A 25,648-nucleotide genomic window follows, 5' to 3' on the forward strand; every position below is an offset into this window, starting at 1 on the left:
ACGGTCCCGCGCGCGCTGTTCGTACATGACCACAGGACACACGATCACCATCGAACGGGGCGAGCAGCACGTGCGCGTGGTGCACGGCGACCAGGTGCTCGCGGAGACCGGCCGTCCCCTCGTACTGCGCGAGACCGGCTCGCCGGTGCGGTACTACATACCCGCCGAGGACGTCCACCTGGACCTGCTCACGCCCTCCGACACCCACACCGTCTGCCCCTTCAAGGGCACCGCGTCCTACTGGTCGCTGCCGGACGCGCCCGACCTGGTGTGGGCGTACCCGGACCCGAAGCCGGGCGTGGCGGAGATCAGGGACCACTACTGCTTCTACGAGGTCGACGTGTCGTGACCGCTGAATTCCGTGCCGTACGGCAGTCTGCACCGGCATGGACAAGATGACGACTTCCCGCGACGGCACCTCCCTCGCGTACGGAGTGATCGGCCAGGGACCGACGGTGATCCTGGTGAGCGGCGCGATGTCCACCGGCGGCACCGTGACGCCCCTGGCGCACCGGATCGCGGACCGCTGCACGGCCGTCGTCTACGACCGCAGGGGCCGCGGCGAGAGCGGTGACACGACGCCGTACGAGGTGCAGCGCGAGGTCGAGGACCTGGCCGCGCTGATCGAGGCGGTGGGAGGTGCGCAGGCGCTGTTCGGGGTCTCCTCGGGCGGTGCGCTGGTGCTGGAGGCGGCGGCGAGCGGCCTGCCGGTGCGTCAGGCGGCCGTGTACGAGGTGCCGTTCGCCGACTTCCTGGACGGCGGCGCCGAGCGGGAGGCCGCGTACAAGGAGAACCTGAACGAGGCGCTCGCCGAGGGCCGGCGCGGGGACGCGGTGGAGCTGTTCCTGCGGCTGACGGGCCTGGGCGAGGAGATGATCCGGGGCGCGCGGCAGTCGCCCATGTGGGCCGGCATGGAGGCCGTCGCACCGAGCCTGGCGTACGACGACGCGGTCATGGGCGACGGCCTGCTGCCGCGCGAGCGGCTGGCCGGGATCTCCGTGCCCGTCCTCGTGGCCGCGGGCGGGGCGAGCCCCGCGTGGATGCGCGACGCGAACCGCGCGCTCGCGGAGGCGGTGCCCCAGGGCTCGTACCAGGTGCTGGAGGGCCAGACGCACATGGTGGAACCGGGTGTCCTCGGCCCGGTGCTGGCCGACTTCCTCACCCGGTGAGCGGCCCGGGTCAGACCGCCGCTGCCGCGGTCCGTGTGGTCGACGCGATCGTCGCCGAGCCGACGACGCGCGTGCCGTCGTACAGGACGATCGCCTGGCCGGGGGCGACACCCCGGACCGGCTCGGTGAAGCTGACCCGCAGTTCGCCGTCGACCGGTTCCGCGGTGACCTCGGTCTCGCCGCCGTGGGCACGGAGCTGGGCGGTGTAGGTGCCGGGACCGGACGGGGCGCTGCCGCACCAGCGCGGCTTGATCGCCGTCAGCGCGATGACGTCAAGGGCGGCGGCCGGGCCCACGGTCACCGTGTTGTTCACCGGGGAGATGTCGAGGACGTAGCGCGGCTTGCCGTCGGCGGCCGGGGTGCCGATGCGCAGCCCCTTGCGCTGGCCGATCGTGAAGCCGTACGCGCCCTCGTGCGTGCCCACCTTGGCGCCGGACTCGTCGACGATGTCGCCCTCGGCCTTGCCGAGCCGCGTGGCCAGAAAGCCCTGGGTGTCGCCGTCGGCGATGAAGCAGATGTCGTGCGAGTCGGGCTTCTTGGCGACCGCCAGGCCCCGGCGCTCGGCCTCCGCGCGGATCTCCTCCTTGGTGGTGACCGTGTCGCCGAGCGGGAACAGCGCGTGGGCGAGCTGCTTCTCGTCCAGGACGCCGAGGACGTACGACTGGTCCTTGGCCATGTCGGAGGCGCGGTGCAGCTCGCGGGAGCCGTCCTCCTCGACGATCACCTTGGCGTAGTGACCGGTGCAGACGGCGTCGAAGCCGAGGGCGAGCGCCTTGTCCAGCAGCGCGGCGAACTTGATCTTCTCGTTGCAGCGCAGGCAGGGGTTGGGGGTGCGGCCGGCCTCGTACTCGGCGATGAAGTCCTCGACGACGTCCTCGCGGAAGCGGTCGGCGAGGTCCCACACGTAGAACGGGATGCCGATGACGTCGGCGGCGCGGCGGGCGTCGCGCGAGTCCTCGATGGTGCAGCAGCCCCGCGCGCCGGTGCGGAAGGACTGGGGGTTCGCGGAGAGCGCGAGATGGACGCCGGTGACGTCGTGGCCGACTTCCGCGGCCCGCGCGGCGGCGACGGCGGAGTCGACCCCGCCGGACATGGCGGCGAGGACGCGGAGGGGGCGGGGGCGCTGCGGGGTGTCAGTCATAGCCCTTCCAGAGTACGGGGGCGCGGGAACCGGGGCCGCCGGATATCCGTTGACGATCACATGGGGGCGACGACCGAGGGGACGACCGGGGTGCCGGCGAAGGACGGGGACCGGCGGCTGGGGCGGCGTGCCCTGCTCATCGGCGGGGCCGCGGCCGCCCTGGGCACGGCCGTGCTGGCCCGGGACGAGCTGTCCCGGCTGTGGTGGCGGCTGCCCGGGGTGGAGAAGCGGCGAGTGGCCGGGGCCGTCGACTTCCGGGGCGCGCGCTGGGTACCGGCCTCGGCGGGGAACTACCGGCGGGCGGACCGGCCGGACGACTACCGCATCGACCGGGTGGTCATCCATGTCACACAGGGCGGGTACGCGTCGGCGGTGAAGGTCTTCCAGGACCCCGCGCACGGCGCGGCGGCGCACTACATCGTGCGCAAGGACGGCCGGATCACCCAGCTGATCCGCGAGCTGGACGTGGCCTTCCACGCGGGCAACCGGGAGTACAACGAGCGCAGCGTCGGCATCGAGCACGAGGGCTTCGTGGAGGACCCCTCCTCCTTCACGGACGCGATGTACGCGGCCTCGGCGCGGCTGACGGCGGCGATATGCGGGCGCTACGGCATACCCGTCGACCGGGAGCACGTCATCGGGCACGTGGAGGTGCCGGGGACGGACCACACGGACCCCGGGCGCCACTGGGACTGGGACCGCTACCTGGGGTTGGTGCGGCGGGCGCGGGCCTGAGGCGTCACGCCGGTCCTTACGCCCGCTCCGTCGCCGCTACGTCAGCCCCGCCGCCCGGGCCCGCTCCACGGCCGGCCCGATCGCCTTGGCGACGGCCTCGACGTCGGCGTCCGTGGAGGTGTGGCCGAGGGAGAAGCGCAGGGTGCCGCGGGCCAGGTCCGGGTCGGTGCCGGTGGCCAGCAGGACGTGGCTGGGCTGGGCGACGCCCGCGGTGCAGGCGGAGCCGGTGGAGCACTCGATGCCCTGGGCGTCCAGCAGGAGCAGCAGGGAGTCGCCCTCGCAGCCCGGGAAGGTGAAGTGGGCGTTGGCCGGGAGGCGGCCCGCGGGCGCCGGGTCCCCGCCGAGGACGGCGTCCGGCACCGCCGCACGGACGGCGTCGGTCAGCCGGTCCCGCAGGGCGCCGATCTCGCGGGCGAACCACTCCTGTTGCTCGGCGGCGACGCGGGCGGCCACCGCGAAGGAGGCGACGGCGGGGACGTCGAGGGTGCCGGAGCGGACGTGGCGTTCCTGGCCGCCGCCGTGCAGGACGGGTACGGGGGTGTACTCACGGCCGAGGAGCAGCGCCCCGATGCCGTACGGGCCGCCGATCTTGTGGGCCGACACGGTCATCGCGGCGAGGCCGGAGGCGCCGAAGTCGACCGGGAGCTGCCCGCAGGCCTGGACCGCGTCGGCGTGCAGGGGGATGCCGAACTCACCTGCGACGTCGGCGAGTTCACGGACCGGCATGATGGTGCCGATCTCGTTGTTGGCCCACATCACGGTCGCCAGGGCGACGTCCTCGGGGTTGCGGGCGATGGCTTCGCGCAGGGCCTCGGGGTGGACGCGGCCGTAGGAGTCGACGGGGAGGTACTCGACGGTGGCGCCCTCGTGTTCGCCGAGCCAGTGCACGGCGTCGAGTACGGCGTGGTGCTCGACGGGGCTGGCCAGGACGCGGGTGCGGGCCGGGTCGGCGTCGCGGCGGGACCAGTAAAGGCCCTTCACCGCGAGGTTGTCGGCCTCGGTGCCGCCCGAGGTGAGGACGACCTCGCTGGGACGGGCGCCCAGTGCTTCGGCAAGGGTCTCGCGGGACTCCTCGACCGTGCGGCGGGCCCGGCGGCCGGAGGCGTGCAGGGAGGACGCGTTGCCGGTGATGCTCAGCTGGGCGGTCAGGGCCTCTGCCGCCTCCGGGAGCATCGGGGTCGTGGCGGCGTGGTCGAGGTAAGCCATGGTGAGCCCGATTCTACGAGCCCTTGCAGTTGGGCTTGGCCTCGGAGTGGGTCCACTTGCCGTGCGGCGCCTTTTGGGGGGTGCGAGTGCGGCTTGCCTTCGGCTGTGGATGCGGCCTACGTCGACTGCTGACGCGGCTTGCGTCGGCTACGGGTGCGCCTTGTGTGGGCTGCACCTGGCGTCGGTGGCGGCGCGCCCGGCGCTGTCGGCCGTGCCCACCCGTTCCGCCCTGCGGAACGTCTGCCCACGGCGGTCGGCGATACGGCGGCCGGGGGTGCGGCGGTCGACGGCGCGTCGCCACGGCGGTGGGCTGCGCGGCGCCACGGCGGTCGGCGGTCGGCGGTCGGCGGTCGGCGGTCGGCGGTCGGCCACACAATGGTCGACGGTGCGTCGCCACCGCGGCCGGCGACACGGCACCAGCAGTGCGGCGGTCTGCGGTCGACGCCACGGCGGTCGACGGTGCTTCGCCACGGCGCTCGGCGGTCGACGGTGCTTCGCCACGGCGGTCGGCGGTCGGCGGTGCGTCGCCACCGCGGCCGGCGACACGACGCCAGCAGTGCGGCGGTCTGCGGTCGACGGCGCTTCGCCACGGCGCTCGGCGCTCGGCGCTCGGCGCTCGGCGCTCGGCGCTCGGCGCTCGGCGCTCGGCGACACGATGGTCGACGGTCCGTCGCCACGACGGCGACGACACGGCTGACGGCAGTGCAGCTGACGGCTGACGGCTGACGGCTCGGCCCCGTCGTCCTCGGGGCCCCGGCACCTTCGGGCGATGTCCCCTGGGCTCAGAGGCTCCAGGACACCGTGTGGGACATCTCCATGGCGATCGCCAGGACGGCCAGGTCCGCGATGCCCAGGGTCAGGCCCAGGTAGGCGCGGCCGCGTCGGGTCGTGCCGCGCCAGAGGGCGACGGCGGCCAGGGTGATGGCGATCGGGCCGAGAAAGAGGTTGAGGACGAGCAGGCCGAGAAGGCCGAGGATGAAGGACGCAACGGCCATTCCGTCGGCGTCCCGCGCCTGCGGGCGGGTGTCGGTGCGGCCGGTGGCGGGTGCGGTGAGTTGCATGGTGCTCAGCTCCTGGAAGTCGTTCCGGAAGGTCAGTTGACCGAGGTGCCGCGGCGGCGGCTGTGGCGCTCGCGGATCGCGAAGACGGCGAGCCAGGCGGCGATGAAAGCGGCCGCGGTGACGGTGACGGTCAGCGGTACGTGAGCGACGGTGCCCAGTACGACGCCGAGCAGCATGAGTGCGACGACGAGGAACAACATGGGATCAGATCCCCCCTCCGGGATGCCTTGGGTCTGGCCTCTGTGAAGTTTCGGTGAACAGTTGTAGTAACAGTTGTTCACTGACTTCGAGTCTAGCGCCTTCCGCGGCTTTAAAATTCCAGAGAACAGTTGTTAACTGGATGACATGAGTCACACCCTCGGCATCCGGCAGGCCCAGAAGCAGAAGACCCGGCAGGCGTTCCTGGACGCGGCGCTCGCGCTGCTGGAGGAACAGAGCCTGAGCAGCCTCGGTCTGCGCGAGGTCACCCGCGCCGTCGGTGTCGCCCCGACCGCCTTCTACCGGCACTTCCGCTCCACCGCCGACCTCGGCGTCGCCCTGGTCGACGAGGCTCTCGGCAGCCTTCACCCGATGGTGCGGACGACGGTGTCCACGGCGGGCGACAGCGAGGAGCGCATCACGCGCGCGATCGAGTTGATCGCGCACCACGTGGACGCCCATCCCGCCCACGTCCGTTTCATCGCCCGCGAGCGGCACGGCGGGGTCCAGCCCGTGCGCGAGGCCATCCAGTCCCAACTGGCACGGTTCGCGGAGGAGGTGAAGGCCGAGCTGGCCAAGGACCCGCAGGCCGAAGGCTGGAGCGACGACGACGTGCTGATGCTCGCGCATCTCTACGTCGACCAGATGCTCATCACCGCATCGCTCTTCCTCGAGACCCTGGAGGGATCCACGGACGAGCGTGAGCGCGTCGCCCAGCTCGCCACCCGGCAGATGCGGCTCATCAGCATCGGCCGCCGGCACTGGCTGGACTGACCGGCCACCGGCCGCGGCACACGCGCAGGGGGCGGCGCGCCCGTCCCGCCGAGCGCACCGCCCCCTGCCGTCGGTCGGCCGTACTGCCGCACGACCCCGTCGATCAGCCCTGCTGAGCCTGTCCCCCGGTCTGCGCCCCGCCCTGTCCTGCGGCCTGGCCCCCGCCCGGACCGCCGCAGCCGCCGCCCTGGCCGCCCCCGGGACCGCCCTGGCCGCCGCCGGGCGCGCCGCTCGGCAGGCCCGAGGGTGCACCGCTCGGCCGGGCCGACGGCGCCCCGCTCGGCTTGACCGTGGAGGCACCCGAAGGCGCACCGGACGGTGCCCCGCTCGGCCGGCGGCCCGTGCCGCCGGTCGGCATGCCGGACGGCGCCTGGCAGGCCTGGCCGCCGGAGGTGCCGCTGGTCGAGGAGGAGGAGTCGCCCGAGCCGCAGGCGGTGAGCAGCAACGGGGACAGCGCAAGCAGGGCTACGGCGGGGACGAGGCGTGCACGCTTCATGAGAGTCAGCTCCGCGGAAGATGAGGGAATCCTGAGGCGGGCACTCAACCAACGGCGGTTAGGGCGTTCTTGGGACCGCCCTGTCCGTCGCCTGTCAATCGGGTAAAGCGCACCTCAAGTACCGCCACCCACCTGGGATTTCATCCCTCGCCCCAGCCCGCCCCCTGGTACAGGGCCGTGACAGAACGGACCGCCCGCAGCAGCTCCGCGCGCGCCTCGGGCGGGCCGAGTATCTCCACCTGGTCGGAGAAGGCGAGCAGTTGCCGCACGGCGCGCAGCACCGGGTACGTCAGCCGGGCGGTGACCCAGTCGCTCTCGCCGTCGTCGTCGGGGAGTTCGGTCAGCTGCGAGGCGGCCATGCGCTGGAACATGTCGAGACGCTCGCGCCGGATCCGTACCGTGACGTCGATCCCGTGCTCCGGGCGCTCCTCCACGTGGCGGCGCAGCACCTCCCAGACGTCGGCGAGTTCGACACCGGACCGGCGCCGCACCGGGTCGTCCAGCAGGCGTGCCGAGCGCACCCGGTCGGCGCGGAACAGCCGGGGCGCGCCGCGCCGGTCGGCGACCAGGTACCAGACCCCGGCCTTGGCGACCAGGCCGTACGGGTCCACGGTGTACGTACGCGGCTCCCGCTCCCCGCTGTGCCGGTAGCGCAGCTTGAGCCGCCGGTCGGAGAACACCGCGTCCTGGAGCACCTCCAGGTCGACGGCCTGTTGCGGGCCGCTCCGCCAGCGGGTGGCGTCGACCAGGATGCGGCGGCTGGTGACCTCTGCGGCAGGCCGGTGCGGGGCCGGCAGGGCCGCCATCACCTTGCGCAGGGCCGAGCCGAGCGCCGCGTCGAGGCCGAGTGCGGCGTGGGCGCCCTGGGCGGCGAGGATGAACAGGGCGCGGGACTCGTCCGCGGTGAGGCCGGTGACGTCCGTGCGGAAACCGGCGAGGAGTTCGATGCCGCCGTGCCGGCCGCGCTCGGCGTACACGGGGACGCCGGAGGCCGACAGGGCCTCGATGTCCCGGTAGATGGTGCGGACCGACACCTCCAGCCGGTCGGCGAGTTCGGGCGCGGGGACGCGGCCCCGGGTCTGCAGGAGCAGCAGGATCGACAGCAGCCGGTCGGACTTCACGCCGACAGGATCCCGCCACGTGGGTGGCCGGAGCAATCCACGGCGGCGGTGCCGGGTCGTCCGGGAGAGTTCCGACGCGAAAAACCCTGACCGAAAAAACCTGACGGGAACTGTCAGGTTATCGAGAGAACCTCACTGCACCGACCTACGGAGAGGCATCCCATGAACACCATCGACCCGCGCCCCGTCTACACCCGCGCCACCGAGCAGGCGGCCGCGCTCATCAGGACGGTGCGTCCCGAACAGCTCGACGGCCCGACACCCTGTACCGAGTTCGACGTACGGGCCCTGCTGAGCCACATCGTCGGCGGCACCCGGCGGATCGCCGTGGTCGGCGAGGGCGGCGACGGGCTCGCGGTCCACCCGTTCACCGAGGGCGTCGCGGACGACGGCTGGGCGGCCGCCTACGACGAGGTGCGCGTCCGTGTCGTGAAGGCCTGGGAGGCCGACGAGCGGATGACGAGCCCGGTGCGCGTGCCCTGGGGCGAGGTCCCCGGCCACGCGGCGCTCTCCGGCTACGTCATGGAGATCGTGACGCACACCTGGGACCTCTCCGAGGCCCTCGGCCACCCCGGGGAACTCGACCCGGAGCTGGCCGAGTTCGCGCTGGCCACCGCCCGCCAGGTGTTGCCCGACGCCCGTCCCCGCGACGAGAACACCCCCTTCGACGCCCGCCACCAGGCACCCGAGGGAGCGGACGTCTACGCGCAGCTGGCGGCCTGGATGGGCCGCCGGCCCCTGGACCGGGCCTGACCGGCCCGCTCCGGTCAGGCGAGGCGTGCTCGGGCGAGCTGGCGGGACTGGGCGACCAGGCGGTCCTCGCTGTCCCAGACCTCCGCGTCCTCCTCCAGGAAGCCGCCGGCCAGGTTGCGTGTGGTGATCGACACACGCAGCGGGCCGGGGGCCGGGCGGTGGCGGACGTGGACGGTGAGTTCGACCGTGGGCACCCAGCCCTTGATGCCGATCTCGAAGGCGGTGGGCGGGAGGGCGTCCACCGCGAGCAGCAGGGAGAGCGGGTCGGCGTCGCGGCCGTCGGCGAGGCCGAACCAGGCCCGCATCTCACCCTTGCCGGAGGGCGCGCCCAGCGCCCAGCCGAGGGTGGCGGGGTCCAGCTTGAGCATCAGCCGGTCGGTGATGGCCGAGCTGCCCGGGATCGGGGCCGGGGAGTCGTCGGGGCCGAAGCACTGCTCCAGGGGCGGTATCGCGGGCGGGGTCGCCGTCGTACGGACGTCGTCGGGGAGGGCGGCGAGGTCGCCGTAGGAGGCGAGGACGCGGATGCGCTCGACCTCGTTTCCCTGGTCGTCGTACTGGAAGAGCGAGGCCTGGCCGGTGGAGAGGGTGCGGCCGGTGCGGACCTGCTCGGTGCGGATGACCGCCGGGCCCGGCTGGGACGCGGTCAGATAGTGCGCCGAGATGGTGAAGGGGTCCGGGTGCGGGAGGGCGTCCGCGAGGGCCCGGCCGAGCACGGCCAGCAGATAGCCGCCGTTGACGGCGTTGATGATGGTCCAGCCGGCGGAGAGGTCGATGTCGTAGACCCCGGGCTCGCGCCGGGTGACCGCGGTGTCGCGGTCGAACTCGCTGTCGCCGATCACGGCCCGCGACGATGCGGGTCCCCCCGCTCGAGCGAAGCCGAGAGTGAGGGAGGGTGCGGAAGCTGCTTCTGGCATGCCTGAACGGTACAACAGGAAATTACTAAGCGGTAGCTTTTTGTGTTGCGGGCGGATGACAAGATCCCACCGGGCGGATGGCAGGATGGGGCGAGGCCCTCCTGCCGGGTGAGGTTCCGGCAATTTCTAGGTAAGTGTCCCGACACGTCCACAACCCCGGGCCCTCGTTTCCCCTCTATGGGGGCATGAGCCTCACCGGGACTCCGTTCCTCTACACGACCATCGTGCTTTCCGTGGTCGCCGTCATATTGCCGCTCGTCCTGTGGTCGAGGATGCGGGGGCCCAGGCCCCTGCGCGCCGCGGCCCGGGTGCTGATGCTGCTGTTCGCCCAGGGTACGGCCGTCACGCTGGTGTTCGTGTTGGTCAACAATCAGAACAACCTGTACGACAACTGGGCCGACCTGTTCGGCACCGGCAACCACGTCCAGCAGGCCGCCGACCTCGGCCGGGACGGTACCGGCGGCATAGCGCTGAAACGGTTGCCCAAGGTCAGGCAGAACTTCACGCAGGCCGACGGTCCCGGCATGCGCGCGGCCGGCGGGGTGCGCGTCACCCAGCTCAAGGGGCGGGTCTCCGGCGTGAACGCCGAGGTCTACGTCTGGCTGCCGCCCCAGTACAACGAGCCGGCCTACCGCAACAAGAAGTTCCCGGTCATGGAACTGCTGCCCGGCTACCCCGGCTCGGCGAAGGCCTGGTTCGGGTCACTGAAGGCGCACGAGCAGCTGCTGCCGCTGATGAGGAGCGGCCAGGTGGCGCCCTTCATCCTGGTCGCCCCGCGCACCAACCTGCTGGCCGGCGTGGACACCGGCTGCGCCAACATCCCCGGCCAGGTCAACGCCGACAGCTGGCTCAGCATCGACGTGCCGAAGATGGTCACGGACAACTTCCGGGCCCAGCCGGCCCCGCAGGGCTGGGCGGTGGCCGGGTACTCGGCGGGCGCGCACTGCGCGGTCAAGCTGGCCGTGGCGCACCCGGACCGGTACCGGGCCGCGGTGAGCATGTCGGGCTACAACGACCCGATAGGCGAGCGCAACTCCCTCGCCGCCCAGAACCCCACGCTGCGCGCCGAGAACAATCCTTACCTGCTTCTCAAGAAGGCGGCCGCACCGCCCCGGATCGCGCTGTACTTCTCCGGCGAGTCCGGCGACGGTTACCAGGCGGGCGTGGCGCTGGAGTCCGTCGCCAAGGCACCGACGACCGTGCACGTGGTGTTCCTGCCGCGCAGCGCGGGCGGGCACACCATGGCGCTGTGGCGGCCGCAGGTCACCACGGTGTTCCGCTGGCTGACCCTGGAGATGGGCCAGAACCGTGCCAGGGGCGCGGACCGTTCCCTCACCGGGACCGGCCGGTCCGCCGGGTCTACTCCTCCGACACCGTCGAGCGACGGTTCCACGCGCGCGGCGCTCGCCAGTGGTACCTCATCGCCAGCAGGCGCAGGACGAAAGCGGTGACCACCGCGAGCCCGCTGGTGAACGAGGTCAGGACGTCGTAGTGGATGCACAGCACCACCATGGTGGCGCCGACGATCGCCGGGACCGCATACAGGTCGCGGTCCCAGCGCAGCAGCGAGGGAACCTCGTTGGCGAGCACGTCCCTGAGCACGCCGCCGCCGACCGCGGTGGCGAGGCCCAGGGTCGCGGACGCGGTCAGGTTGAGGCCGTAGGAGTACGCCTTCGTCGTACCGGCGACCGAGAACAGGCCGAGGCCGGCCGCGTCGAAGACGAGCACCGCCGACTGGATGCGCTCCACGTGCGGATGCAGGAAGAAGACCACGAGCGCGGCGAACAGCGGGGTGAAGAAGTACCCGAGGTCCGTGAAGGCGGCCGGGGGCACGGCCCCGATGATCACGTCACGGAACAGCCCTCCGCCCAGCGCGGTGACCTCGGCCATCACGGCGATGCCGAACACGTCGAAGTTCTTCCGGACGGCCAGCAGCGCGCCGGAGATCGCGAACACGAAGATGCCGATGACATCGATCGTGTGCTGGACGGAGGGACTGAAGAGTTGCTGGAGCTGCACCCTGACATTCTTACCTGTCAGAGGCTGTGAACCTTACAAAGCCAGGCCTAGAGGGTCGGCTTGCCTGTCGTGAACAGCCAGGTACCGAAGAGATCGTCCAGCTTCTGCCCGCTGATCCGCTCGGCGAGGCGGACGAAGTCGGCCGTGTCCGCGTTGCCGTACTGGTGGAGCCGGGTCCAGGCGGGCAGCAGCCGGAAGAACGCCTCGTCGCCGATCCGCTCCCGCAGCGCCTGCAGGGTCATCGCGCCGCGCTGGTAGACGGCGGAGGCGAACATCGTGTCGCGCTGCGGGTCGGCCACCTTGATCTGCCAGAAGGCCGCGTCGGCCGGGCGCGCGTTGTACGCGGCGAGGAAGGAGTCGTGGGCCGAGCGGGTGCCCTGGTGCTCCGCCCACAGCCACTGGGCGTAGGTGGCGAAGCCCTCGTTGAGCCAGATGTCCTTCCACCGGTCCACGCTCACCGAGTCGCCGAACCACTGGTGGGCCAGCTCGTGCACGATGGTCGTCTCGTTGCGCACGGCCGAGTAGGCGGGCTTGCTCTGCACCTCCAGCGAGAACCCGGCCTCGGGCATGTCGTCGACGATCGCGCCGGTCTCCTCGAAGGGGTACGGCCCGAAGACCTGCGACCAGTAGTCGGTGGCGGCGGCCGTGACGGCGTACACGTCGACGTTGTTGCTGTTCTTCAGGACGGGGTCGATGGCGACGTAGATCGGGGTGCCGCCCGGGGTGCGGCCGGTCTGCACGTCGAACTTCCCGATGGTGGCGGTGGCGAGGTAGGTGGCCATGGGCCGGCTCTCGCGCCAGTGCGTGTACGTCGAGTCGCCCCAGTCGTACGTCGACACGAGCCGGCCGTTGGAGACGCCGGTCAGGCCCTTGGGTGCCTTGATCCGGATGTCGTAGGTGGCCTTGTCGGCGGGGTGGTCGCTGGACGGGAACCAGGTGGAGGCGGCGTTGGGCTCACAGGCGACGAAGACGCCGTCGGCGGTCTTCATCCAGCCGTACTTCGAGCCGAAGACGATGGGGCCGCCGAGCGGCTCGGGTATGCCGCCGTAGGTGACGGACACGGTGAACTCGCGGCCCTTGGCCAGGGTGCCGCGCGGGGTGACGGTGACCTCGTCGCCGTCGCGCGTGAACTGTGCGCGTCTGCCGTCGACCTCGACCTTGGTGATCTCCAGCTGCTGCAGGTCGAGGTCGAAGGAGGAGAGGTTCTGGGTGGCGCGCGCGGTGAGGGTCGTACGGCCGTCCAAGCGGCCGGTGCCCGGGTCGTAGGCGATGTCCAGGTCGTAGTGGCGGGCGTCGAAGCCGCCGTTGCCGAGCTGTGGGAAGTAGGGGTCACCGATGCCGGGTGCGCCCGCGGTGGGGGCGGGAGAGGCGGCGATGACCAGGAAGGAGGCCGCCGCGGTGGCGAGGGCCCCTAAGCGTGCCGAACGGGAGAGTGCCATGGTCGTCCCTTTCGAGCGTGTGCCTGTCGATGGACGGACACGGACGACTCTGCACTCTCCCGTTCAGGCATGTACATGACTTTGCCCAGTTGTCATGTGCTACTTGTCGGTTGACTCCTGGGACTTGGGGGCCGGAGCCTCGGACTCGTCGGCGGACTCCGACTCCTCCGAGTCGGATTCCCCGGCGGCCTCGGGCTCGGTCTCGGATTCCTCGGCCTCGGCCGACGCCTCCTCGGCCGCAGCCACCTCGGCCTCCTCGGCCGCCGCGACCTCGGCGGCAACCGCCGCCGACGTCTCCGCCGACTCCTCCAGGACCGCGTCACCGACCAGCTCGGAAGCCTCCTTCGCCGCCGTGAGCAGGACGGTGTCCTGCGGGGCCTGGTCGGCGAAGTTCTCCGGGTGGTGGCAGGCGACCCGCTGACCGGGCTTCAGCTCCAGCAGCTGCGGCTCGGTCGTCTTGCAGATCTGCGTCGCCTTCCAGCACCGGGTGTGGAAACGGCAGCCGGAGGGCGGCGCGATCGGCGACGGGACGTCACCGCGCAGCAGGATGCGCTCGTTCTTGGTGCCCCGCCGCTTCGGGTCGGGAATCGGCACGGCCGACATCAGCGCCTTGGTGTACGGGTGCATCGGCGCCTCGTACAGCGAGGCGCGGTCCGCCAGCTCGACGATCTTGCCGAGGTACATCACCGCGATCCGGTCCGAGACGTGCCGGACGACGGAGAGGTCGTGCGCGATGATCACGTACGTCAGGCCCAGCTCCTCCTGGAGGTCGTCCATGAGGTTGACGACCTGGGCCTGGATCGACACGTCCAGCGCGGACACCGGCTCGTCCGCGACGACGAGCTTCGGCTTCAGGGCGAGCGCGCGGGCGATGCCGATGCGCTGGCGCTGACCGCCGGAGAACTCGTGCGGATAGCGGTTGTAGTGCTCGGGGTTGAGGCCGACCAGCTCCAGGAGCCGCTGGACCTCCTTCTTCACCCCGCCCTCGGGCTGGACGCCCTGGAGCCGGAAGGGCGCCGAGACGATCGAGCCGATGGTGTGCCGGGGGTTCAGGGAGCCGTACGGGTCCTGGAAGATCATCTGGACGTCGCGGCGCATCGGGCGCATCTTCCCGGTGCTCAGCCGCGTGATGTCCCGGCCCTCGAACTCGATCGTGCCGCTGGTCGGGTCCTGGAGGCGGGTGATGACCCGGCCCATGGTCGACTTGCCGCAGCCCGACTCGCCGACGACGCCCAGGGTTTCGCCCTTGCGTACCTCGAAGTCGATGCCGTCGACCGCCTTCACGGCGCCGACCTGGCGCTGCAGGAGGCCCTTCTTGATCGGGAAGTGCTTCGTCAGGCCCTTGACCCTGAGCAGCACCTCACGCTCGGCGGAGCCACCCTCGGGGGCCGACGCCTGATGGGGGACCGCGGCCGTCCCGGCGGTGTCTTTCTTGTTCGTCTCACTCACAGCTTCGGCGCAATCTCTTCGGTCCAGATCCGCGTACGGTCCTCCGCCGAGAGGTGGCAGGCGGACCAGTGGCCGCCCTCCACCTGCTGCAGCTCGGGACGCACCGTGCGGGTGACGTTCCCCTTGGGAAGGTCCGCGTACGGGCAGCGCGGGTGGAAGGCACAGCCCGAGGGGACGTTGATGAGGCTCGGCGGCTGGCCCTTGACCGGGGTGAGCCGTTCGGCGGTCTCGCGGTCGATGCGCGGCATCGAGCCGAGCAGGCCCCAGGTGTACGGATGCTGCGGCTGGTCGAAGATCTCCCCGACCGGTCCGCGCTCCACGCACCGGCCGCCGTACATCACCAGGACGTCGTCGGCGATCTCGGCGACCACGCCGAGATCGTGCGTGATCATGATGACCGCGGAGCCGAACTCCTTCTGCAGATCCCGGATCAGGTCGAGGATCTGCGCCTGGACGGTCACGTCGAGGGCGGTGGTCGGCTCGTCCGCGATGAGCAGTTCGGGGTTGTTGACCAGCGCCATCGCGATCATGGCGCGCTGGCGCATACCGCCGGAGAACTCGTGCGGGTAGCCGTCGATGCGCTTGGCGGGCTCGGGGATGCCGACCCGGTCGAGCATCTCGATGGCGCGCGTGCGGGCCACCTTCTTGCTGACCTTGTTGTGGACCCGGTAGGCCTCGACGATCTGGGTGCCGACCTTGTAGTACGGGTGCATCGCGGACAGCGGGTCCTGGAAGATCATCGCCATCTTGCGGCCACGCAGCCGGCGCACCTCGTCCGGGTCGGCGCCGATCAGCTCCTGGCCGTCCAGCCACACCTCGCCGGAGACCGTGGCGTTCGCGGCGCGGTGCAGACCCATGAGGCCGAGGGACGTCACGGACTTGCCGGAGCCCGACTCGCCCACGATGCCCAGGGTCTGGCCGCGCCGCACGTCGAAGCTGACGCCGTCCACCGACTTGACCAGACCGTCGTCGGTGTTGAAGTGGATGCGCAGGTCGCGAACGGAGAGGAACGCGTCTTGGGCATCGGAAGGGGCGGCGACGTCCGTGGCCGGTTCGCCCAGTGCCGCCTTTTCGAGCTTGCTCACGAGTACCTCACGCGGGGGTCGATGGCTGCGTACACCAGGTCGACGACCAGATTGGAGAAGACGATGAAGAAGGCGGCGACCAGGGTCACGGCCATCACGATGGGCAGGTCGTTGTCCTTGATGGCCTGGATCGAGTACGCGCCGATGCCCTGCAGGGAGAAGACCGTCTCGGTGAGCACCGCGGTACCGATGAGGGTGCCGAAGTCGATGCCGAAGATGGTGACGATCGGGGTGAGGCTCGCGCGCAGGCCGTGCTTGGTGACGACCGTGCTCTCCCGCAGACCCTTGGCCCGGGCCGTCCGGATGTAGTCCTCGCTCATCGTCTCCAGCATGCCCGCCCGGGTGAGCCGGGCGTAGGTGGCGGAGAAGAGGAACGCGAGGCTGACCCAGGGCAGGAACAGGTGCCAGGCCCACTCACCCGGGTTCTGGGTGAAGGGCACGTAGTCGGTGCTGTCCCAGATGGGCCACTGGTAGATGAACAGGACGTTGATGACCTGACCGGTGAAGAAGATCGGGAGCGAGACGCCGGCGAGCGCGATGAACATCGAGATGCGGTCGACGGGCTTGCCCTTGCGCAGTGCGGAGATGACACCGGTGGTCACACCGAAGATCAGCCAGATCACGGCCGCGCCGACGGCCAGCGAGAACGAGACCGGGATGCGCTGCGTGAGCTGGGGCCACACCTCGACGTGACTCTTGAAGGAGTACCCGAAGCAGGGGGCGCTGCAGTGCGTGGCGTCGGGACCGAACTTGTAGTCCGCGCCCACGAACAGGCCCTTGATGTAGTCCCAGTACTGCATGTAGATGGGCTGGTCGAAGCCCAGGTTCTTCTTGATCGCGGCGATGGACTCGGGGTTGGCGTCCTTGCCGACGTACTGGGTGGCCAGCTGGGTGGCCGTCTGGCCGCCCAGGCGGGGGACCAGGAAGAAGATTGCGAAGGTGACTGCGCTGACCACCAGCAGCAGCACCAAAGCGCCGAAGACGCGTCGGATGATGTACGCAGCCACAGCTGTCCGGCTCCGGGGGGCCGGGACGGAGTGTGTCCGTCCCGGCCGCCCGGAGCCTTCACCTGCCTTTCAGGGGTATCCGGCCTGCTGTTACTTGGAGGAGCCCAGCAGCGTGTAGTCGTACATGCCGAGGTACGCCTGCGTGACCGTGACGTTGGTCGCGGACGTAGGCCTGATCAGCAGGTTCTTGCGGTAGATGAGCGGGACGACCGAGGCGTTGTCCAGGACCATCTTGTCGATGTCGCCCCAGGCCTTGGTGCGGGCCGCGGAGTCGGTGTTGGAGATGGCGTCGGACAGAGCCTTGTTGATCTTCGGGTCGTTCAGCTCCATCAGGTTGTTGCCGCCCGAGGGCTTGATGGCCGAACCGTCGATGATCTGGTCCAGGAAGCCGTAGCCGGTCGGCCAGTCGGCACCCCACGCCATCATCATCATGCCGAGCTTGTGCTGGTGGACGTAGCTCGGGACACCGGCGAAGTTGGAGAAGTACTTGCCGGAGGGGAACTGCTTGATGTCGACCTTGATGCCGGCACCCTTGAGCGAGTTCTGGATGGCCGTGGCGGCCGCGACCTCGGCGGGGCGGTCGGCGCGGGCCGTCAGCGTGGTGGAGAAGCCGCTCGGCTTGCCGCACTGCTTCAGCTCGTCCTTGGCCTTGGCCACGTCACCCTTGTGACCCGCCGTGGCGTAGGTGTCGAACTTGGTGTAGCCGTTGACCGACGGCGGCAGCAGCGTGGTGGCCACGTCACCCTTGGGCGATCCACCCATGGCGTCGATGACCGACTGCTTGTCGAGGGCCCACTGGACGGCCTTGCGGCAGTGGACGTTGTCGAACGGAGCGACGTGCAGGTTCAGGGCCATGTAGCCCGTGGCGCCCGCGTACGAGTTGTCCGTCTGCTTGGCGTACTTGCCGCTCAGGATCTTCGGCTGGGTCTGCGGCTGCACACCGGCGCCGGTGATGTCGGCCGTGATCTTGTCGGCGAGCAGGTCGTTGTCGACCGTGACCGGGTTGACCTTGAACTTGACGTTGATCTTGTCCGGCAGCGCCTTGCGGATCGGGTCCGACTTCGGGTCCCAGTTCGGGTTGCGGACGAGGGAGGCGCTGGCGCCCTCCTCGTACGAGGCGAACTTGTAGGGGCCGGAGGACACGATGTGCTGGACGTACTTCGCGCCGTCGTCCTTCGCCTGCGGCACGGGGGCCGTCTGGGAGAAGGTCGCCAGGTAGTCGAAGTCGGCGAACGGCTTCGCCAGGTGGAAGACGATCGTCTGGTCGTCCGGAGTCTCGATCGAGTCGAGACCCTTCTTGTCCTTGTAGGGGCCCTTGTACTTGTCGCCGCCCTTCAGGTACGCCTTGAAGTACGTGGGACCGTTGGACAGGGCCTCGGGCGCGAAGTTGGAGCGCTCGACCGCGTACTTGACGTCCTTGGACGTGATCGGCGTGCCGTCGTCGAACTTCAGGCCCGAACGCAGGTGGTACGTCCAGGTCTTGGCGTCGGCGCTGGCCTTGCCGAGGGAGTCGGCGAGGTCGGGGACGACGGTCAGGCCGTCCTTGCCGGCAGCCGGCTTGAACGTGACGAGCGTACGGGCGTACAGACGCGAGAAGTTCTGCACGAAGCCGTAGTACGTGTTGCCCGGGTCCAGGGAGTCCGGAACGTCGGAGTCCTCAAGGTTGACCGTCCCCCCCTTCTTGCTCGACGCGTTGACGATGGAGTTCAGCGCCGAGTCCTTCGCGCCGCTGCCACCACCGCTGTTGTCGTTGCTGTCTTTACCGCCGCCGCACGCGGCAGCGCCGAGCGAGACCGCCAGGACCGTCGCCACGGCGGCGGTAACCCTTCTCGTCTTCACGTGAGGAATGCCCCCTCGATCGTTGGATCACTTGCTGCGAGGGTCGAGCGCGTCACGCAGCCCGTCACCCAGCAGGTTGAATGCCAGGACGGTGATGAAGATCGCCAGTCCGGGCACGAACATGAACTGCGGATCTGCTGTGTAGAGATCCACGGCATTGCTGAGCATTCCGCCCCAAGAAGCCTGCGGCGGTGCGATACCGACTCCGAGGAAGCTCAGCGCGGCCTCGAAGAGGATGTTCGTCGGGATGATCAGCGTCGAGTAGACGAGGATCGGCGCGACGAGGTTGGGGAGCAGCTCGCGGAACAGGATGTACGGGCCGCGGGCGCCCAGGCTGGTGGCGGCCTCCACGAACTCGCGCCGCGCGAGGCTCATCGTCTGGGCGCGCACGATACGGCCGATGTACGGCCAGCTGAAGAAGCCGATCACGAAGATCAGTACGCCGATACGCAGCGACAGACCGTTGAACCCGAAGAAACCGTCCTGCACAGAGGCCGAGATGGCGATGGCGAACAGCAGCAGCGGGAACGCCAGGAAGGTGTCCATCAGCCGGCTGATGACGCTGTCGACCCAGCCACCGTAGTAGCCGGCGACGACGCCGAGCACGGTACCGATGAGCACCGACAGCACGGTGGCTCCACCGGCGACCAGCAGCGAGACCCAGGAGCCCTCGATGATGCGGGCGAGCATGTCACGGCCGTACTGCGGCTCCACGCCCAGCGGGTGGGCCCAGCTCATACCGCCCCAGCTGCCCTTGGGGGCCAGCAGGGCCGGGTCGATGAGGTCCTGGTGGAACTGGTTGGGGTCCAGACCGAAAGCCCACTCGATCGGCTTCGCGAGCACCGCCATCAGCACGAGCAGGATGACGATGACGCCGCCCGCAACGGCCAGTTTGTCCCGTTTGAAACGGGTCCAGGCGATCTGTGAGAGTGAACGCCCTTCGATCTGGGCCTTCTTGACCCCGGCGAGCACAGCCTCGGGCGGGGTCTCGGCCTCGGCTCCGGTGGTCTCGATCGGTGCGGTCACTGTGAACCCGACCCCTCTAGCCGGTTGTTGCCCGGCCCGCGTCTGCCGCGAAGGTTTGCGGCTTTATCGACTTGCCCTCGACCACGAGGTGAGCACCTCGTGTCTTGAGTGGGGAGTCTTCAGCGTGGCTGCGATCACCCGCCAGAGTCCAAGGCGAAAGTATGCATAACCGTGATACGGCCATGGGGGTTCCGTTATCCGAACCTACGGAACCGACCCGCGAACGCGCTCACCGCACCTGGTGACCCGTCACTCGTCGCCCTCGACCCGTCGCGCGCACGCACAGGCCGGGACGTCCGTCGCACGCGACGGGCGTCCCGACGGACGGAGAACGCGCTGGTGGGGCGCGGTGACGCCGCTCAGTAGGCGCCGTGCACGGGCGGATATCCGTAGCCGGCAGCCGGGGCCTGCGACTGGGGCTGCGGGGCGGCCGCGTGGGCCTCGCGGTCGTAGAACGGGCGGGCGTTGGCCCGCATCCACATCACGACCGGGTCGTAGTCGTCGGTCATCGCGACCGTGGACACCGGCAGCCCGTCCGGGACCGCGCCGACCGACTGCTGCATCATCGCGCGCACCGAGTCCACCGCGGCCGGCGAGGTGTCGTACACGTCGAGACCGATGACGAGGTACGGCGCCCCGAGCGCGGGCTGCACCCAGGCCCGGCGCAGGGAGCGCAGGGCCGCGGTGCGGTGGGCGTTCTGCGCGAGCAGGGCGTAGAACTGGGGGATCTCGATGCCGGGTTCGGACAGCCGCAGGGGGCCGGCCGGCTGACGGTCCAGGCCGGTGGCGATGCGGCGCAGGTCCAGCCAGGGGATGCCGACGCCGCCGCCCCGGGCGTGCGGGTTGAGCCAGAGGCCGAAGTGGTCGGGATAGAGGGTGCGGGCCACGTCCAGTCCGTCGACCACCTCGTAGGAGCGGTTCCAGCCGCTCGCCGAGAGTTCCTGGGCGGAGGTCACACAGGGGGCGTAGCTGAAGCCGTCGACCTCCATGTTTCCGTACTGGGCGTCGGGCGAGCCGGCCTGGCCGTGCCACAGGAGCATCCAGATCTGGCCGGAGGAGGGGGTGGCGAGGGCGCGCAGCAGTGCCTCGTAGGCGTCGTAGCGCCCGGGGGTGACCTGGCGCAGCATGTGCTCGACGCTGCCGCTTGGGCTCGCGCTCACCTGTCTTGCCCTTCTATGAAGTGCCCTGCGTTCGGAGACAGCTTAAGCGCCCGGTAGCTCGGGGCCTCGTGTTCGGCTGCGGGTGCGGGTGCGTGGTGGGTTCTCGCACCCCGCGGCGGAGCCGCAAATCGGACACGGCCCCGCGCCCCTGGGGCGGCTGCCCCTACGTCGGCTTCTAGTGGCCGGACTGGTAGAACGGGCGCACGTTCGTCCTGAGCCAGTCGGCCACCGGGTCCTGGGCCACGTCGAGGAGGACCAGGTTGACGGGCCACTTGACCGGGACTTTGCCGAGGGCCTTGCCGAGGGCGTCCAGGGGGAGGGCGCGCAGATCGCCTTCCCACTGGGAGAGTTCCACGCCCACGAACAGGGCGGGGTCGGCCGTCTCGACGGCGGCGAGGCAGCGGCGGGCGGTGACGACCACGCCGGTCGCGGCGAACTCGGCGGAGGCGGCGGCCAGGAAGTCGACCGGGTCGTCCTGCCAGTCGGGCTCGAAGAGGCGGACCCGGCCGCCGGAGCCGGGGCCGTCCAGCGGGGTGCGGCCCACGCGGCACAGCTCGGCCACCGCCTCGGGGGGCAGCGGGAGCCCGACCACGCCGTCGGGGTTGACGACGATGCCGACCTGCGGAGGCAGGCCGCGGGCGAACTCCACCGTCGGCGCGATGGTGTACGACATGTGGGGGCCGGTCGCCTGGCGGAGCTGCTCCTCGGAGCTGAAGACCGGGACGTACACCTGGCCCTCGATCTCCATCGTGGGCAGGTCCAGGGGGCCGCTCTGCGGGCCGCCGCCGCTCGGCAGGGGGATCCAGAGGAAGCTCCGGCCCAGCACCTCGATGATCCGGCCGCCCGCGGAGGGTATGCCGAGGGCGGCCGAGAGCACCTCCTCCAGCTCGTTGCCGGGCCAACCGCCGTGCGGGTGGGGGTGCGTCTGTGCCGGGAAGTCCGCGGGAGTGTCCGCCGGGAAGTCCATCTGCCTACCGCCTGCTGGGAACCATGCTGTGAATCAGAAGGCTAGCGGGTGCCTGTGACAGTGACCGGACCGATCAGTCGGTGAACGCTATGCGGCCCAGGACGTCCGCCGCGTCCCGGTCCAGCAGCACCGCCGAGCCGCAGCCGGCGGGCAGCTCACCGCGCTCCACCGCGCGCAGCAGCCGGGCCGTCGTACGGCGATGGCGGCTGAAGGCGTACCGGGACACGCCGCGGCCGCGCTCGCGCTGGCCGTCGCGGGCCGTGCCGGGGGTGACGTCGAGAAGGAGCAGGTGCAGGGTGCCGCCGCGGCGGCGGGCCTCGCGGGCCAGCCAGGAGCGCACCCAGGACTGGGTGCCGCAGTCGTGCACGACGACTCCCTCGCCGGTGCGCAGGGCGCGGCGCAGTCCGGCGTAGTGGGCGAGGCGGACCAGGGGTCGGTAGAGCGCATAGGGGAGGAGGCGGGGCATGCGGGCGTCCCAGCGGTCGCGGGTGGCCTGGGAGTCGATGCGGTGGCCGGGGACCGCACGGTGCATCAGCGTGGACTTGCCGCTGCCGGGCAGGCCGGTGATCACCACCAGGTCGGCGGGCCCGAAGAGCAGGGCGTGCGGGCTGCGGCCCCCGCGGTCGCGCAGGTCGCGGACGACCGGGGCCGGGCGGTCGGCACAGCGCTCGCGGGCGGGGGCGGAGGGCTGCTTGGGCACCGCGATGCCGGTGGTGGTGGCGTAGGCCGTGGTCCTGTTCACGGTGATCGTCCTCCCCTGTGGGCTTGGTCGTCCCCTGCCCCTCACATGTAAAGAGAAGGTAATGCGTCGCGTCCAGTGGTTGGGTGCGCGTACTGCCACAGGTCGGTTACAGATGCGGGCCCTGACGGGTGGGGGCAAGGCGTGCAATGATGTGCCCGCCAACTGCATACCGGCCGCTTGAATCCGCGCGGGAGAGTTCCCAGCAGCCTTCGCTGGGACGCCGAAGGAGCAAGTCCCTCCCTTGAATCTCTCAGGCCCCGTTACCGCGCGGGCGAGGCACATCTGAAAAGCGGGCCGCTGTGTCAGTGGCTCCACCCAAGGTGCAAGCCGTGGTCGTCCCTGTGGCGGTCTCGGCGAACCTCTCAGGTTCCGATGACAGATGGGGAGGAACGACCTCGCCCGTCATGCCTTGGGAGACGACCGACCGATGAGCAGTACCGAACTCCGTCACACCGCGTTGGATGCCCTCCACCGCTCGCTCGGTGCGACGATGACCGACTTCGCGGGCTGGGACATGCCCCTGCGCTACGGCTCGGAGCGCGACGAGCACCTGGCCGTGCGCACCAAGGCCGGCCTCTTCGACCTGTCCCACATGGGCGAGATCACCGTGACCGGCGCCGAGGCGGCGGCCCTGCTGAACTTCGCCCTGGTCGGCAACATCGCCTCCGTCGGCGTCGGCCGCGCCCGCTACACCATGATCTGCCAGGCCGACGGCGGCATCCTGGACGACCTGATCGTCTACCGCCTCGCCGAGACCGAGTACATGGTCGTCGCCAACGCCTCCAACGCCCAGGTGGTGCTGGACGCGCTGGCCGAGCGCGCCGAGGGCTTCGACGCCGAGGTGCGCGACGACCGTGACGCGTACGCGCTGATCGCGGTCCAGGGCCCCGAGTCCCCCGGCATCCTGAAGTCCCTCACGGACGCCGACCTGGACGGCCTGAAGTACTACGCGGGCCTGCCCGGCACGGTGGCCGGCGTCCCCGCCCTGATCGCCCGCACCGGCTACACCGGCGAGGACGGCTTCGAGCTGTTCGTGAAGCCTGAGCACGCCGTGGAGCTGTGGCAGGCGCTGACCAAGGCCGGCGAGGGCGTCGGCCTGGTGCCCTGCGGCCTGTCCTGCCGGGACACCCTGCGCCTGGAGGCGGGCATGCCGCTGTACGGGCACGAGCTGACCACGTCCCTGACGCCCTTCGACGCCGGGCTCGGCCGCGTGGTGAAGTTCGAGAAGGAGGGCGACTTCGTGGGCCGCGAGGCGCTCACCGAGGCCGCCGCCAAGGCCGAGCAGAACCCGCCGCGGGTGCTCGTCGGTCTGATCGCCGAGGGCCGCCGGGTGCCGCGCGCCGGGTACGCCGTCGTCGCGGGCGGCGAGGTCATCGGCGAAATCACCTCCGGCGCCCCCTCCCCCACCCTGGGCAAGCCGATCGCCATCGCGTACGTCGACGCGGCGCACGCGGCGCCGGGCGCCGAGGGCGTCGGTGTGGACATCCGCGGGAGCCACGAGCCGTACGAGGTCGTGGCACTGCCGTTCTACAAGCGCCAGAAGTAGACACTGGGCGCGGTCCGTCGCCACGACGTGACGCTGCGCACATTCACCTGCTCTTCAGCAGTCCCAGCAGTCCCCCATTCATCAGCACTCCCGCGCGTACAGGAGAATTCAGGCCATGAGCAACCCCCAGCAGCTGCGCTACAGCAAGGAGCACGAGTGGCTGTCGGCCGCCGACGAGAACGGCGTCGCGACGGTCGGCATCACGGAGTTCGCGGCCAACGCGCTCGGTGATGTCGTCTACGCCCAGCTCCCCGAGGTCGGCGACACGGTGACCGCGGGCGAGACCTGCGGCGAGCTGGAGTCGACCAAGTCGGTCTCCGACCTGTACTCCCCGGTCACCGGTGAGATCGTCGCGGCCAACCAGGACGTCGTCGACGACCCGTCGCTGGTGAACTCCGCCCCCTTCGAGGGCGGCTGGCTGTTCAAGGTGCGCATCGCGGAGGAGCCGGCCGACCTGCTCTCCGCCGACGAGTACACCGCCCAGAACGCCGGCTGAGGAGTCGTAGCCGATGACTGTCCTGAACACGCCCCTGCACGAACTGGACCCGGAGATCGCCGCCGCGGTCGACGCCGAGCTGAACCGCCAGCAGTCGACCCTGGAGATGATCGCCTCCGAGAACTTCGCACCGCTCGCGGTGATGGAGGCCCAGGGCTCGGTCCTCACCAACAAGTACGCCGAGGGCTACCCGGGCCGCCGCTACTACGGCGGCTGCGAGCACGTCGACGTCGCCGAGCAGATCGCCATCGACCGGATCAAGGAGCTGTTCGGCGCCGAGTACGCCAACGTGCAGCCCCACTCCGGCGCCTCCGCGAACCAGGCGGCCCTGTTCGCGCTGGCCCAGCCCGGGGACACCATCCTCGGCCTGGACCTGGCGCACGGCGGCCACCTGACCCACGGGATGCGGCTGAACTTCTCCGGCAAGCAGTTCAACGTGGTCGCCTACCACGTGGACGTCGAGACCGGTCTGGTCGACATGGCCGAGGTCGAGCGCCTGGCCAAGGAGCACCGTCCGAAGGTGATCATCGCGGGCTGGTCGGCGTACCCGCGCCAGCTGGACTTCGCCGAGTTCCGCCGGATCGCCGACGAGGTCGAGGCCTACCTGTGGGTCGACATGGCGCACTTCGCGGGCCTGGTCGCCGCCGGTCTCCACCCGAACCCGGTCGAGCACGCGGACGTGGTCACCTCCACGACCCACAAGACGCTCGGCGGCCCGCGCGGCGGCATCATCCTCGCGAAGCAGGCTTTCGCGAAGAAGCTGAACTCGTCCGTCTTCCCGGGCTTCCAGGGCGGCCCCCTGGAGCACGTGATCGCGGCCAAGGCGGTCTCCTTCAAGGTCGCCGCCTCGGAGGACTTCAAGGAGCGCCAGCGCCGTACGGTGGAGGGCGCGCGGATCCTCGCCGAGCGGCTGACCGCCGCCGACGCCCGTGAGGCCGGCGTGAACGTGCTCTCCGGCGGCACGGACGTGCACCTGATCCTGGTGGACCTGCGCGAGTCCGAGCTGGACGGCCAGCAGGCCGAGGACCGCCTCCACGAGGTCGGCATCACGGTCAACCGCAACGCCGTCCCGAACGACCCGCGTCCCCCGATGGTCACGTCGGGTCTGCGGATCGGCACGCCCGCCCTGGCGACCCGCGGCTTCACGGCCGAGGACTTCGCCGAGGTCGCGGACGTGATCGCCGAGGCGCTGAAGGCGCCTTCTCCCTTCGGGGAGGCCGACGCGGAGGCACTGAAGGCCCGGGTGAAGGCCCTGGCCGACAAGCACCCGCTGTACCCCGGTCTGAACAAGTAAGTCCGAAGTAC

At 70.6% G+C, this 25,648-nt stretch carries 27 protein-coding genes and 1 riboswitch; of the genes, 9 read left to right on the top strand and 18 right to left on the bottom strand.

Translation table 11 applies throughout. From position 1 onward, the window contains the following. The first annotated feature begins 25 nt into the window (after window positions 1-25). Together ACIRVH_RS32375 and ACIRVH_RS32380 are read left to right on the top strand one after the other, a co-directional pair. Window positions 26-349 (top strand): DUF427 domain-containing protein, encoded by a 324-nt coding sequence (locus ACIRVH_RS32375; RefSeq protein ID WP_403960560.1) that lies wholly within the window; start codon window positions 26-28, stop codon window positions 347-349. Between the two features lie 37 nt (window positions 350-386). After that, window positions 387-1,169 (top strand): alpha/beta fold hydrolase, encoded by a 783-nt coding sequence (locus ACIRVH_RS32380; RefSeq protein WP_403960563.1) that lies wholly within the window; start codon window positions 387-389, stop codon window positions 1,167-1,169. A gap of 10 nt (window positions 1,170-1,179) precedes the next feature. Here ACIRVH_RS32380 and mnmA read toward each other — a convergent pair whose 3' ends face one another. Further along, on the bottom strand, window positions 1,180-2,310 hold the full coding sequence (gene mnmA / locus ACIRVH_RS32385) for a tRNA 2-thiouridine(34) synthase MnmA (protein WP_403960566.1): 1,131 nt from the start codon (window positions 2,308-2,310) through the stop codon (window positions 1,180-1,182). Window positions 2,311-2,370: 60 nt separating this feature from the next. Between mnmA and ACIRVH_RS32390 the strand changes: the two genes are divergently transcribed. Continuing rightward, complete coding sequence (locus ACIRVH_RS32390; protein WP_403960569.1) at window positions 2,371-3,045, top strand: N-acetylmuramoyl-L-alanine amidase; 675 nt, start codon at window positions 2,371-2,373, stop codon at window positions 3,043-3,045. Window positions 3,046-3,081: 36 nt separating this feature from the next. Here ACIRVH_RS32390 and ACIRVH_RS32395 read toward each other — a convergent pair whose 3' ends face one another. The 4 genes from ACIRVH_RS32395 to ACIRVH_RS32410 form a co-directional block, all read right to left on the bottom strand. After that, a complete protein-coding gene (locus ACIRVH_RS32395) occupies window positions 3,082-4,251 on the bottom strand; it encodes a cysteine desulfurase family protein (RefSeq protein ID WP_403960571.1) in 1,170 nt (389 codons plus the stop codon). 147 nt (window positions 4,252-4,398) lie between these two features. Next, window positions 4,399-4,623, bottom strand: coding sequence for a hypothetical protein (locus ACIRVH_RS32400; protein ID WP_403960574.1), 225 nt, complete (start codon window positions 4,621-4,623; stop codon window positions 4,399-4,401). A gap of 410 nt (window positions 4,624-5,033) precedes the next feature. After that, window positions 5,034-5,312 (bottom strand): DUF4190 domain-containing protein, encoded by a 279-nt coding sequence (locus ACIRVH_RS32405; protein ID WP_403960577.1) that lies wholly within the window; start codon window positions 5,310-5,312, stop codon window positions 5,034-5,036. Between the two features lie 32 nt (window positions 5,313-5,344). Then, the gene (locus ACIRVH_RS32410; RefSeq protein ID WP_386576612.1) at window positions 5,345-5,512 is read right to left on the bottom strand and encodes a hypothetical protein; all 168 of its coding nucleotides are present in this window, start codon (window positions 5,510-5,512) and stop codon (window positions 5,345-5,347) included. Between the two features lie 145 nt (window positions 5,513-5,657). Between ACIRVH_RS32410 and ACIRVH_RS32415 the strand changes: the two genes are divergently transcribed. Next, window positions 5,658-6,284: a TetR family transcriptional regulator gene (locus ACIRVH_RS32415; RefSeq protein ID WP_403960580.1), complete on the top strand. Its 627-nt coding sequence runs from the start codon at window positions 5,658-5,660 to the stop codon at window positions 6,282-6,284. 103 nt (window positions 6,285-6,387) lie between these two features. Here the strand turns inward: ACIRVH_RS32415 and ACIRVH_RS32420 are convergent, their stop codons facing one another. Together ACIRVH_RS32420 and ACIRVH_RS32425 are read right to left on the bottom strand one after the other, a co-directional pair. Beyond that, complete coding sequence (locus ACIRVH_RS32420) at window positions 6,388-6,780, bottom strand: hypothetical protein (protein WP_403960583.1); 393 nt, start codon at window positions 6,778-6,780, stop codon at window positions 6,388-6,390. A gap of 140 nt (window positions 6,781-6,920) precedes the next feature. Next, the gene (locus ACIRVH_RS32425; protein ID WP_403960587.1) at window positions 6,921-7,901 is read right to left on the bottom strand and encodes a helix-turn-helix transcriptional regulator; all 981 of its coding nucleotides are present in this window, start codon (window positions 7,899-7,901) and stop codon (window positions 6,921-6,923) included. Between the two features lie 162 nt (window positions 7,902-8,063). On the opposite strand from ACIRVH_RS32425, the gene ACIRVH_RS32430 reads away from it, so the two are divergent. Then, complete coding sequence (locus tag ACIRVH_RS32430) at window positions 8,064-8,654, top strand: TIGR03086 family metal-binding protein (protein WP_403960589.1); 591 nt, start codon at window positions 8,064-8,066, stop codon at window positions 8,652-8,654. Between the two features lie 14 nt (window positions 8,655-8,668). Here ACIRVH_RS32430 and ACIRVH_RS32435 read toward each other — a convergent pair whose 3' ends face one another. Further along, entirely contained in the window at window positions 8,669-9,568 is a 900-nt protein-coding gene (locus ACIRVH_RS32435) for a thioesterase family protein (protein WP_403960592.1), read from the bottom strand. Window positions 9,569-9,753: 185 nt separating this feature from the next. Between ACIRVH_RS32435 and ACIRVH_RS32440 the strand changes: the two genes are divergently transcribed. Further along, window positions 9,754-11,019, top strand: a complete 1,266-nt coding sequence (locus tag ACIRVH_RS32440) for an alpha/beta hydrolase (protein ID WP_403960594.1) — start codon at window positions 9,754-9,756, stop codon at window positions 11,017-11,019. Here the strand turns inward: ACIRVH_RS32440 and ACIRVH_RS32445 are convergent. The 10 genes from ACIRVH_RS32445 to ACIRVH_RS32490 all read right to left on the bottom strand — a co-directional run bounded on the left by ACIRVH_RS32445 (window position 10,928) and on the right by ACIRVH_RS32490 (window position 22,301). After that, window positions 10,928-11,587 (bottom strand): trimeric intracellular cation channel family protein, encoded by a 660-nt coding sequence (locus tag ACIRVH_RS32445; protein WP_403960597.1) that lies wholly within the window; start codon window positions 11,585-11,587, stop codon window positions 10,928-10,930. The two genes, ACIRVH_RS32440 and ACIRVH_RS32445, sit on opposite strands and share 92 nt — an antisense overlap. A gap of 47 nt (window positions 11,588-11,634) precedes the next feature. Beyond that, window positions 11,635-13,026 carry a M1 family metallopeptidase gene (locus tag ACIRVH_RS32450; protein WP_403960600.1) on the bottom strand — a complete coding sequence of 464 codons (1,392 nt, stop codon included), beginning with the start codon at window positions 13,024-13,026 and terminating at the stop codon, window positions 11,635-11,637. 99 nt (window positions 13,027-13,125) lie between these two features. Beyond that, window positions 13,126-14,475 (bottom strand): ABC transporter ATP-binding protein, encoded by a 1,350-nt coding sequence (locus tag ACIRVH_RS32455; RefSeq protein WP_403960603.1) that lies wholly within the window; start codon window positions 14,473-14,475, stop codon window positions 13,126-13,128. Continuing rightward, window positions 14,472-15,560: an ABC transporter ATP-binding protein gene (locus tag ACIRVH_RS32460; protein WP_403960605.1), complete on the bottom strand. Its 1,089-nt coding sequence runs from the start codon at window positions 15,558-15,560 to the stop codon at window positions 14,472-14,474. The genes ACIRVH_RS32455 and ACIRVH_RS32460 overlap by 4 nt, the downstream gene beginning before the upstream one ends. Further along, window positions 15,557-16,567, bottom strand: coding sequence for an ABC transporter permease (locus ACIRVH_RS32465; RefSeq protein ID WP_403960607.1), 1,011 nt, complete (start codon window positions 16,565-16,567; stop codon window positions 15,557-15,559). The genes ACIRVH_RS32460 and ACIRVH_RS32465 overlap by 4 nt, the downstream gene beginning before the upstream one ends. Window positions 16,568-16,657: 90 nt before the next feature. Continuing rightward, the gene (locus tag ACIRVH_RS32470) at window positions 16,658-18,406 is read right to left on the bottom strand and encodes an ABC transporter substrate-binding protein (protein ID WP_403960609.1); all 1,749 of its coding nucleotides are present in this window, start codon (window positions 18,404-18,406) and stop codon (window positions 16,658-16,660) included. A gap of 27 nt (window positions 18,407-18,433) precedes the next feature. After that, entirely contained in the window at window positions 18,434-19,432 is a 999-nt protein-coding gene (locus ACIRVH_RS32475; RefSeq protein ID WP_403960611.1) for an ABC transporter permease, read from the bottom strand. 359 nt (window positions 19,433-19,791) lie between these two features. After that, complete coding sequence (locus ACIRVH_RS32480) at window positions 19,792-20,559, bottom strand: enhanced serine sensitivity protein SseB C-terminal domain-containing protein (RefSeq protein WP_403960725.1); 768 nt, start codon at window positions 20,557-20,559, stop codon at window positions 19,792-19,794. 208 nt (window positions 20,560-20,767) lie between these two features. Continuing rightward, entirely contained in the window at window positions 20,768-21,559 is a 792-nt protein-coding gene (locus ACIRVH_RS32485) for an enhanced serine sensitivity protein SseB (protein WP_403960614.1), read from the bottom strand. A gap of 73 nt (window positions 21,560-21,632) precedes the next feature. Continuing rightward, on the bottom strand, window positions 21,633-22,301 hold the full coding sequence (locus ACIRVH_RS32490) for an AAA family ATPase (RefSeq protein WP_403960616.1): 669 nt from the start codon (window positions 22,299-22,301) through the stop codon (window positions 21,633-21,635). A 178-nt stretch (window positions 22,302-22,479) separates the two neighbouring features. Continuing rightward, a riboswitch (glycine riboswitch) is annotated at window positions 22,480-22,577 on the top strand. Window positions 22,578-22,728: 151 nt separating this feature from the next. On the opposite strand from ACIRVH_RS32490, the gene gcvT reads away from it, so the two are divergent. From gcvT to glyA, 3 genes are all read left to right on the top strand, one after another. After that, window positions 22,729-23,847: a glycine cleavage system aminomethyltransferase GcvT gene (gcvT, locus tag ACIRVH_RS32495; RefSeq protein ID WP_403960618.1), complete on the top strand. Its 1,119-nt coding sequence runs from the start codon at window positions 22,729-22,731 to the stop codon at window positions 23,845-23,847. Window positions 23,848-23,962: 115 nt separating this feature from the next. Next, window positions 23,963-24,343, top strand: coding sequence for a glycine cleavage system protein GcvH (gene gcvH, locus ACIRVH_RS32500; RefSeq protein WP_403960621.1), 381 nt, complete (start codon window positions 23,963-23,965; stop codon window positions 24,341-24,343). 13 nt (window positions 24,344-24,356) lie between these two features. Further along, on the top strand, window positions 24,357-25,637 hold the full coding sequence (gene glyA / locus ACIRVH_RS32505) for a serine hydroxymethyltransferase (RefSeq protein ID WP_403960624.1): 1,281 nt from the start codon (window positions 24,357-24,359) through the stop codon (window positions 25,635-25,637). The last annotated feature ends 11 nt before the right edge of the window (window positions 25,638-25,648 follow it).

Source organism: Streptomyces sp. NPDC101165 (assembly GCF_044768135.1).
Taxonomy (GTDB): domain Bacteria; phylum Actinomycetota; class Actinomycetes; order Streptomycetales; family Streptomycetaceae; genus Streptomyces.

What these genes read in the sequence shown, in the direction of transcription:
- ACIRVH_RS32485 (WP_403960614.1), bottom strand. Translation starts at nt 21,559, where the DNA reads ATGGACTTCCCGGCGGACACTCCCGCGGACTTCCCGGCACAGACGCAC.
- gcvH (WP_403960621.1), top strand. Translation starts at nt 23,963, where the DNA reads ATGAGCAACCCCCAGCAGCTGCGCTACAGCAAGGAGCACGAGTGGCTG.
- mnmA (WP_403960566.1), bottom strand. Translation starts at nt 2,310, where the DNA reads ATGACTGACACCCCGCAGCGCCCCCGCCCCCTCCGCGTCCTCGCCGCC.
- ACIRVH_RS32405 (WP_403960577.1), bottom strand. Translation starts at nt 5,312, where the DNA reads ATGCAACTCACCGCACCCGCCACCGGCCGCACCGACACCCGCCCGCAG.
- ACIRVH_RS32390 (WP_403960569.1), top strand. Translation starts at nt 2,371, where the DNA reads ATGGGGGCGACGACCGAGGGGACGACCGGGGTGCCGGCGAAGGACGGG.
- ACIRVH_RS32415 (WP_403960580.1), top strand. Translation starts at nt 5,658, where the DNA reads ATGAGTCACACCCTCGGCATCCGGCAGGCCCAGAAGCAGAAGACCCGG.
- ACIRVH_RS32450 (WP_403960600.1), bottom strand. Translation starts at nt 13,026, where the DNA reads ATGGCACTCTCCCGTTCGGCACGCTTAGGGGCCCTCGCCACCGCGGCG.
- ACIRVH_RS32380 (WP_403960563.1), top strand. Translation starts at nt 387, where the DNA reads ATGGACAAGATGACGACTTCCCGCGACGGCACCTCCCTCGCGTACGGA.
- glyA (WP_403960624.1), top strand. Translation starts at nt 24,357, where the DNA reads ATGACTGTCCTGAACACGCCCCTGCACGAACTGGACCCGGAGATCGCC.
- ACIRVH_RS32410 (WP_386576612.1), bottom strand. Translation starts at nt 5,512, where the DNA reads ATGTTGTTCCTCGTCGTCGCACTCATGCTGCTCGGCGTCGTACTGGGC.
- ACIRVH_RS32420 (WP_403960583.1), bottom strand. Translation starts at nt 6,780, where the DNA reads ATGAAGCGTGCACGCCTCGTCCCCGCCGTAGCCCTGCTTGCGCTGTCC.
- ACIRVH_RS32395 (WP_403960571.1), bottom strand. Translation starts at nt 4,251, where the DNA reads ATGGCTTACCTCGACCACGCCGCCACGACCCCGATGCTCCCGGAGGCG.
- ACIRVH_RS32375 (WP_403960560.1), top strand. Translation starts at nt 26, where the DNA reads ATGACCACAGGACACACGATCACCATCGAACGGGGCGAGCAGCACGTG.
- ACIRVH_RS32440 (WP_403960594.1), top strand. Translation starts at nt 9,754, where the DNA reads ATGAGCCTCACCGGGACTCCGTTCCTCTACACGACCATCGTGCTTTCC.
- ACIRVH_RS32480 (WP_403960725.1), bottom strand. Translation starts at nt 20,559, where the DNA reads ATGCTGCGCCAGGTCACCCCCGGGCGCTACGACGCCTACGAGGCACTG.
- ACIRVH_RS32430 (WP_403960589.1), top strand. Translation starts at nt 8,064, where the DNA reads ATGAACACCATCGACCCGCGCCCCGTCTACACCCGCGCCACCGAGCAG.
- gcvT (WP_403960618.1), top strand. Translation starts at nt 22,729, where the DNA reads ATGAGCAGTACCGAACTCCGTCACACCGCGTTGGATGCCCTCCACCGC.
- ACIRVH_RS32435 (WP_403960592.1), bottom strand. Translation starts at nt 9,568, where the DNA reads ATGCCAGAAGCAGCTTCCGCACCCTCCCTCACTCTCGGCTTCGCTCGA.